Source organism: uncultured Sunxiuqinia sp. (assembly GCF_963974515.1).
Lineage (GTDB): Bacteria > Bacteroidota > Bacteroidia > Bacteroidales > Prolixibacteraceae > Sunxiuqinia.
In genome coordinates this window covers 39,214-46,714 of the sequence record NZ_CAXBDD010000024.1, presented here as the reverse complement: position 1 = coordinate 46,714, position 7,501 = coordinate 39,214, and the positions used below count along the sequence as shown (strand labels likewise).

At 45.6% G+C, this 7,501-nt stretch carries 6 protein-coding genes; 2 read left to right on the top strand and 4 right to left on the bottom strand.

Annotation, left to right across the window (positions count from 1 at the left end; translation table 11 throughout):
• Positions 1 to 181, top strand: a 181-nt coding sequence (locus AAC033_RS07955) for a hypothetical protein (RefSeq protein WP_339736831.1), incomplete at its 5' end; no start/stop codon positions are given.
• Between the two features lie 103 nt (positions 182 to 284).
• A complete protein-coding gene (locus AAC033_RS07950) occupies positions 285 to 446 on the top strand; it encodes a hypothetical protein (RefSeq protein ID WP_339736829.1) in 162 nt (53 codons plus the stop codon).
• Positions 447 to 791: 345 nt separating this feature from the next.
• Here the strand turns inward: AAC033_RS07950 and AAC033_RS07945 are convergent, their stop codons facing one another.
• From AAC033_RS07945 to metH, 4 genes are all read right to left on the bottom strand, one after another.
• Positions 792 to 1,256 carry a hypothetical protein gene (locus AAC033_RS07945; RefSeq protein WP_339736827.1) on the bottom strand — a complete coding sequence of 155 codons (465 nt, stop codon included), beginning with the start codon at positions 1,254 to 1,256 and terminating at the stop codon, positions 792 to 794.
• A 181-nt stretch (positions 1,257 to 1,437) separates the two neighbouring features.
• A complete protein-coding gene (metF, locus tag AAC033_RS07940) occupies positions 1,438 to 2,391 on the bottom strand; it encodes a methylenetetrahydrofolate reductase [NAD(P)H] (RefSeq protein ID WP_339736825.1) in 954 nt (317 codons plus the stop codon).
• A gap of 21 nt (positions 2,392 to 2,412) precedes the next feature.
• A complete protein-coding gene (locus AAC033_RS07935) occupies positions 2,413 to 3,561 on the bottom strand; it encodes an ATP-binding protein (protein ID WP_339736823.1) in 1,149 nt (382 codons plus the stop codon).
• A gap of 254 nt (positions 3,562 to 3,815) precedes the next feature.
• Positions 3,816 to 7,493, bottom strand: coding sequence for a methionine synthase (gene metH, locus AAC033_RS07930; protein ID WP_339736821.1), 3,678 nt, complete (start codon positions 7,491 to 7,493; stop codon positions 3,816 to 3,818).
• Positions 7,494 to 7,501: the final 8 nt, after the last annotated feature.

Genomic DNA, 7,501 nt, shown 5'->3' with positions numbered 1-7,501 from the left:
GCTCGACCGGACAAACGAATATTTTCGTCTGGCGGCCTGCGATATGCAGGAACAAACAAAACTACCCTTAAGCAAGATTGCAGAAATTATGGGCCTTTCGGCGAGCAGTTTCCCACAATTCTCTCAAGCTTACCAGCACATCGAATCGTATCGCTGTGGCAGCCTTAAACAAAAAAACTAGAACGGGAGATACCACTTTCCATAAGCCTAATTGCTTAAAAACACCACCGAAAACAGAATACTCCTTAAATTCAACTCTTCGTCGGAAAAAATGGAATGACCCCATGATAACACCGTTTGTTACCAATTGCATCGACTATTTGGTAAAACCATTAACGAAAGAGCGGTTTGGTAAAACCATTGCCAAATTGGACCAGCGGAACGAAAACAGTTCAAAAATTGACACGGCCAAAACTGCGCCTATTCACAGAGATGAAAAAACATGAATTAGCTTTTATTCATATTACCAAAGGATTTACTATAAATCATATTGAAATGACAATCCGGCTAGATGCACCTGGATTTAATTCAACATGCTAACTAATCGAGTAGGAAGCCGCTGACTAAAAACAAAGGGAGAACCCTACGTCAATGGCACCAAAATAAGATCGGAGTCCTGGTCAACAGCCCGTAGATTTTCAACCAAAGGTTACAAGTCTTTATCAGCGGAGTTTATCGGCACATCGTGATAGTCCCATTTGATACGATCAATGCTTCTAAGTATAAAGTCCAGCGCGCGAAAGGCCAACATATATCGCAAATCAAATTTAATAAACCGTCGTATTCGGATGTTATTTTTTGGAGACTGCAATCATCTCAATATGTGCAACCTGCCCCTCCGATACATAACTATCAATGATTAATTCTGATCGATCCAGCTTGATGATCTCCCACCGTACTCCCGTAAAATCATAAGGTCCCAGAGATTTCACAGGAGAGATCTCCACAGAACTAAATTCTTGTGGAGGGAGGAAGATGTTATTTCCTTCGATGAAATAAGAATGCGTAATGGTGTCTATTTTTACGGGAACATTAACATTATCGATAACATCATAGGTGTATCCAATCACTGTAAGTAGATTATGATCGAAATGATATTGGAAGGTATCAACAGTCAGATCTTGTCTACTATAATCACGATACACAGGTGCAGCATAGTAGTAATGATCTAATAAGGATGTATCGAACACTTCTTCATCTTTACATCCAAAACAGCATATGATAGTAATGATTATTATTCCAAGGAGTTTCTTCATAGCAACGAATTCTTATTTCTAAAATTTCAAGAACGAACCTATTCCTACAATTACATCCAAAGATATAGCAATTCAAGTATCTAACGCCCCTAAAACTCCAAATAGAATACGCTTTATCATCAACAAAAAATCCGGCCCAAAAGACCGGATTCCTATTTTGTCATCTTTATTTTCTCACCTTTTAAAACACCGCTTTTACTATTTTCCGGGCATTGTCGGACACACCGTAGGTGTACATATGCAGGCTGGGCACATTGTGGGCTACCAGGTCCTTGGACTGGTAAATGGCCCATTCCGTTCCCACCACTTTGGCCTCCTGGTCGTCCTTGCATTTGTTCAGTTCGGTTGTCAGTTCCTGTGGCAAATCAATGCTGAAAATCTTGGGTAAAACCGTCAGCTGGTTCTTCAGGTTGATGGGTTTTATTCCAGGGATAATGGGCACAGAAATTCCGGCAGCCCGGCATTTATCTACAAAATTGTAGTACACCTCGTTGTTGAAAAACATTTGGGTGACAATGTAATCGGCTCCGGAATCCACCTTTCGTTTCAGAAACATCATGTCGGTATCGAAATTGGGGCATTCGAAATGCTTCTCCGGATAACCGGCCACACCAATGCAGAAGTCTAATGGCGCGTTGTTTTTCAGGTCGGGTTCCAGGTAAATACCTTTGCGCAGGTTCACAATCTGCTCCACCAACTGGTTGGCATTGGCATGCCCGTCGGGATTGGGACGGAACATGTTGTCGGTTTTCAGCCCATCGCCACGCAAAGCCAACACATTGCTGATCCCCATAAAATTGAGGTCAATCAGCACGTGTTCGGTTTCGCTTTTTGAAAAGCCGCCACACAAAATATGTGGCACCACAGGAATGCCGTATTTGTGCTGAATAGCCGCTGCAATGGCCACCGTACCCGGGCGCTTCCGGACGATCCGCTTTTCAATGGTTCCATCGGACAGTTCCTTAAAAACCATCTCATCGCGGTGGGTGGTGATGTTGATATACTTGGGATCGAATTCGATCAAACTTTCAATGGTCCGATAAATATTACCAGCATCATTCCCCTTCAAAGGAGGAAGCAATTCAAACGAAAAAACCGTTTTATCACTGTTGTTGATGATGTCAATTACTTTCATATTCTAATTCTTCATTGTCATTTAATTTTCAAAATCAATAGCTGTCAGTTGACTAACAGGCAAGAGCTTTATTTTTTCTTCCAGATCCAATCGATGTTTTCCCTGGTAGATGAGATACAAAACATCCAATTTTAAATCACTGATGGCCTGCCGCATGGATCGGGTAACCTGTGGCATGTCCGAGTATTTAATTTCAAAGCCATGCCGTTTTCCGTTCTTAAACACCAGCAGATCCAACTCAATTCCGGTGTGGGTACGCCAATAGTAATAATCGCGCGTGTTCATCTTTTGCAGAATCTGCTCAATAATAAAACCTTCCCACGAAGCTCCCACCTTGACATGATTCTGCACCTCGCTATTTGGCAAAGAAAGCAAAGCATGTAAAATACCGCTGTCGCGAATATAGATTTTAGGGGCTTTCACTTGCCGCTTTTTCAGGTTTTCGTGCCATGGCTGAATTTGCCTAACCAAATAGGTTCCCGACAAAATATCCAAGTACTTTTTTACCGTTGGTTCCGAAACGCCCATCGACCGTGCAAACTCCGAGCCTTTCCATATTTGCCCATGATAATGGGCCAGCATCACCCAAAAACGTCGCAAAGTCGCCGGTGGTATATTGAATCCCAACAAATTGATGTCACGCTCCAAAAAGGTACGGATAAAATCTGCTCTCCATTGGAAACTCAAGTCATCAGTTTCAGCCAAATAAGAGCGTGGAAAACCGCCGCGCAACCACAACGGCTGAAGATTCTCTGATCCTGTTTCTTCCAATTTAAAACCAGTCAAATCGATAAAACCAATTCGTCCAGCCAAGCTTTCCCACGTGTTCTTGATCAAATCAGGCGAAGCACTTCCGAGCAACAAAAACTTTCGTCCAGCTTTTTTTTGGGCTGCCAGCACACGCAAAATCGGAAACAATTCGGGCATCCGTTGTGCTTCGTCAATGACAACCAAGCCTTTTTGCTGTTCCAAAAATGCTTTTGGTGAAACAGATACTAGCTCAAAATCAGCCGGATCTTCTAGATCAATGAGTACCGAAGCGTATGATTCAGCAATCTTTCGGGCAATGGTGGTCTTCCCACATTGGCGTGGCCCCAAAATCGTTGTTATCGGATTATTCTGGATTGAATCTCTGATCTGCTGCTCAAAAACTTCCCGGTTTAAATACATTTTCCTGCTTATTTAAGCTACAAAAATAGTTCAAAACATTGAAATCCTAAAGTTCAAGTTTAGCTTTTCAATGTTTTTTCTCTCATATATCATGAAATCCTAAAATCTGAGTTTAGATTTTCCTTGTTTCCCCTGACGAATTCTTCATTATCATTTAATTTCTGTTCGTCATTGCGCGTGAAGCGAAGCAACCTGTTTGACGGTTTCTGGCAGATTGCTTCGTCGTACCTCCTCGCAATGACGGCTCATTTTACTTACACCCCTTTATAATTCAAATTGACCGGTAGAAATTGTTCCACTAAATCAACAGTCACCCCTTTGCGGCGCGCATAATCTTCTACCTGATCTTTGCCAATCTTTTCCAAACTGAAATAGCGCGACTCAGGATGGGCGAAAAACTGTCCGCACACTGCGGCCGTCGGATACATGGCAAAGTGCTCAGTCAGCGTAATCCCTATTTTTTCGGCACCCAAGACATCGAACAAGTTTCGCTTCTCGTGGTGCTCGGGGCAAGCCGGATAGCCCATCGCCGGGCGGATACCCTGATACTTCACTTTCAGAATGTCGTCCCAGCTCAGGTTTTCATCCGGCGCGTAAGCCCAGTATTCCTGACGCACTTTCTCGTGCAGCAATTCGGCAAAAGCCTCCGACAAGCGATCGGCAATGGCTTCGAGCATAATGGCTTTGTAATCATCGTGGTCGGCTTTATATTCGGCCATCCATTTCTCAATGCCTATTCCCGAAGTCACCGCAAAAGCCCCGCAATAGTCGGTTTTATTGATCTCCTTGGGTGCCACAAAATCGGACAGACAGAAGTTGGGCGAACCTTCGCGCTTCTTTTCCTGCTGGCGCAAATGATAAAAGCGGCCCAATTCCTTTTGGCGGGCTTCATCGTCAAACAACACAATGTCGTCGCCATCGGCATGTGCCGGCCAAATACCGTAAATACCATTAGCTTGAATCATCTTCTTTTCAACAATTTCATCCAGCAGCTTCTGGGCATCTTCATACACTTTCCGCGCTTGTTCACCCTGGCGTTGGTCTTCCAGAATATCGGGGAACCGGCCTTTCAGCTCCCAAACAAAGAAGAAAAAGTTCCAGTCGATGTACTTCCGAAGCTCTTCAATCGGATAGTCAATCAACTCGAAAATGCCGGTTTCCCTGGGCTTGTAGATTTCATCCCGATCCCAGTCAATCCGAAATTTATTGGCACGGGCCTCTTCCAGTGTCAAATATTCCTTCTGCTTCTTTTGTCCGTGAAACTGGCGAATCTTCGCGTATTCATCTTTCACTGATTGAATGTATTCCTTATTGTTGGCCACCAGGTTAGCGACCACATTCACCGTTCGGCTGGCGTCTTTTACATGAATAACCGGATGCGAATAATTTGGCTCAATTTTAACGGCCGTATGTATTTTTGAGGTGGTTGCCCCCCCAATCAACAGCGGCAAATGAAAATTCTGGCGTTCCATTTCGGAAGCCACGCTGGCCATAATTTCCAGTGATGGGGTGATCAGTCCACTCAATCCAATAATATCAACCTTCTCTTTTTTGGCCGTTTCCAGTATCTTTTCTGTTGGAACCATCACGCCCAGATCAATCACTTCGTAGTTGTTGCAAGCCAACACCACGCCCACAATGTTTTTACCTATGTCGTGCACATCGCCTTTCACGGTAGCCATCAGCACTTTTTTCTGCTCGGTGCGTTGCTGCTTGTATTTTTCCTTGTCTTTTTCGATGTAGGGAAGCAAAAAGGCCACGGCTTTTTTCATCACCCGGGCCGACTTAATGACCTGTGGCAGGAACATTTTTCCCGATCCAAACAAGTCGCCCACCACGTTCATGCCATCCATTAGCGGCCCTTCAATAATATTCAGCGTGGGTTGATAATGCGGCAAAGCTTCAGCCAAATCAATTTCAACATAGTCCGGAATTCCTTTTACCAAAGCGTGTTCCAGACGTTTTTCAAGCGGCAGCTCGCGCCACTCATCTTTCCGGACCACTTTGTTCGGATCGGCCTTCAAATCCTGCGCAAATTCCAGTAAACGCTCTGTCGCATCCGGACGGCGATTCATCACCAAATCCTCCACACGTTCCAGTAAATCTTTCGGAATCTCGTCGTAAATCTGCAACATGCCCGGATTCACAATTCCCATATCCAGCCCCGCTTTAATGGCATGAAACAGGAACACCGAATGGATGGCCTCGCGCACCAGGTCGTTTCCGCGGAACGAGAACGACACGTTGCTCACCCCGCCGCTTGTTTTGGCGTGTGGCAGACTGGCTTTGATCCAGCGAATTGTCTCAATAAAATCAACGGCGTAGTTGTTGTGCTCTTCCATGCCGGTTCCAATGGTCAGGATATTGGGGTCGAAAATGATATCTTCTGCCGGAAACCCAATTTTCTCGGTGAGAAGTTTGTAGGCCCGTTCACAAATTTCGATGCGCCGATCGAAGCTGTCGGCCTGCCCTTTTTCATCAAAAGCCATGACCACCACCGCGGCTCCGTAACGCTTAACCTTACTGGCCTGTTCCAGAAATTGCTCCTCGCCTTCTTTCATGCTGATGGAGTTCACAATCGCTTTTCCTTGCAGGCATTTCAAGCCAGCTTCCAGCACTTCCCATTTCGATGAATCCACCATCACGGGCAGCTTGGCAATATCGGGTTCGGCCATCAACAGGTTCAGGAAACGGACCATTTCCTTTTTTGCATCCAGCATAGCATCATCCAGGTTCACATCAATGATCTGGGCGCCATCTTCTACCTGATCGCGGGCTACAGCCAGTGCTTCTTCGAATTTCTCATCGCGAATCAGGCGGGCAAACTTGCGCGAGCCCGACACGTTGCATCGCTCGCCAATATTTACAAAATTAGTTTCGGGCGTGATCGTCACCGGCTCCAGCCCGCTAAAACGCGTCAATTCGTCGTTCTTTTGTTTAATATGCGGCTCGGAAGCAGCGGCAATCCCGGCAAACTTCCGGATATGGTCGGGTGTAGTTCCACAACAGCCACCTATGATGTTCACAAAGTGATTGTCCAGGAAATCTTTCACTTGCTCAGCCATTTCCTCTGGTGTTTCGTCGTATTCGCCAAACTGATTGGGTAAGCCGGCATTGGGATACGCGCTGATGTAGAAAGGTGCTTTTTGAGCCATTTCTTCCAAATAGGGCCGCATATCTTTGGCACCCAGCGAGCAGTTCAGCCCGATGCTCAGCAAATCAATATGTCGCATCGAATTCAGAAACGCTTCCACCGTTTGGCCCGATAAGGTTCGTCCGCTCGCATCGGTTATTGTGCCTGAAACCATCACCGGTAAACGGATGCCGCGTCTTTCCAGTTCCTCTTCAATGGCAAACAAAGCGGCTTTGGCGTTCAGCGTGTCGAAGATCGTTTCCACCAGCAGCAGGTCCACACCGCCATCGAGCAAACCTTCAATTTGTTCGCGGTAGGCCTCTTTCACGCTGTCGAAGGTAGCCGCACGATATCCCGGATCATTCACATCGGGAGACAAAGACAAAGTTTTATTTGTTGGCCCCAACGCACCCGCCACGTATCGCGGTTTATCCTGATTTTTTTTTGTGAACTCATCGGCCACTTCACGCGCCAATTCGGCCGATGCCTTGTTCATGGCATACACCCATTTTTCGGTGTGGTAATCGGCTTGCGAAATGCGGTTGGCGTTAAACGTGTTGGTTTCAAGAATATCTGAGCCTGCATCCAGAAAGGCAGCGTGAATCTCACGAATGATATCCGGCCGAGTCAACGAAAGAAAGTCGTTGTTGCCGAACAGCTCATTCTTCATCTCCGTCATTTCTTCACTTCTGAAATCTTCCTCGGTCAACTGGTATTGCTGAATCATGGTTCCCATGGCTCCATCCAGCACCAACACCCTGCTTTTCAACTCTTCGCGTATATCTTTTTTTTGTATCATTTTCATCT

Bases quoted from the DNA above. Each gene is read 5' to 3' on its own strand.
- metH (WP_339736821.1), bottom strand. From the start codon at position 7,493: ATGATACAAAAAAAAGATATACGCGAAGAGTTGAAAAGCAGGGTGTTG.
- AAC033_RS07950 (WP_339736829.1), top strand. From the start codon at position 285: ATGATAACACCGTTTGTTACCAATTGCATCGACTATTTGGTAAAACCA.
- metF (WP_339736825.1), bottom strand. From the start codon at position 2,391: ATGAAAGTAATTGACATCATCAACAACAGTGATAAAACGGTTTTTTCG.
- AAC033_RS07945 (WP_339736827.1), bottom strand. From the start codon at position 1,256: ATGAAGAAACTCCTTGGAATAATAATCATTACTATCATATGCTGTTTT.
- AAC033_RS07935 (WP_339736823.1), bottom strand. From the start codon at position 3,561: ATGTATTTAAACCGGGAAGTTTTTGAGCAGCAGATCAGAGATTCAATC.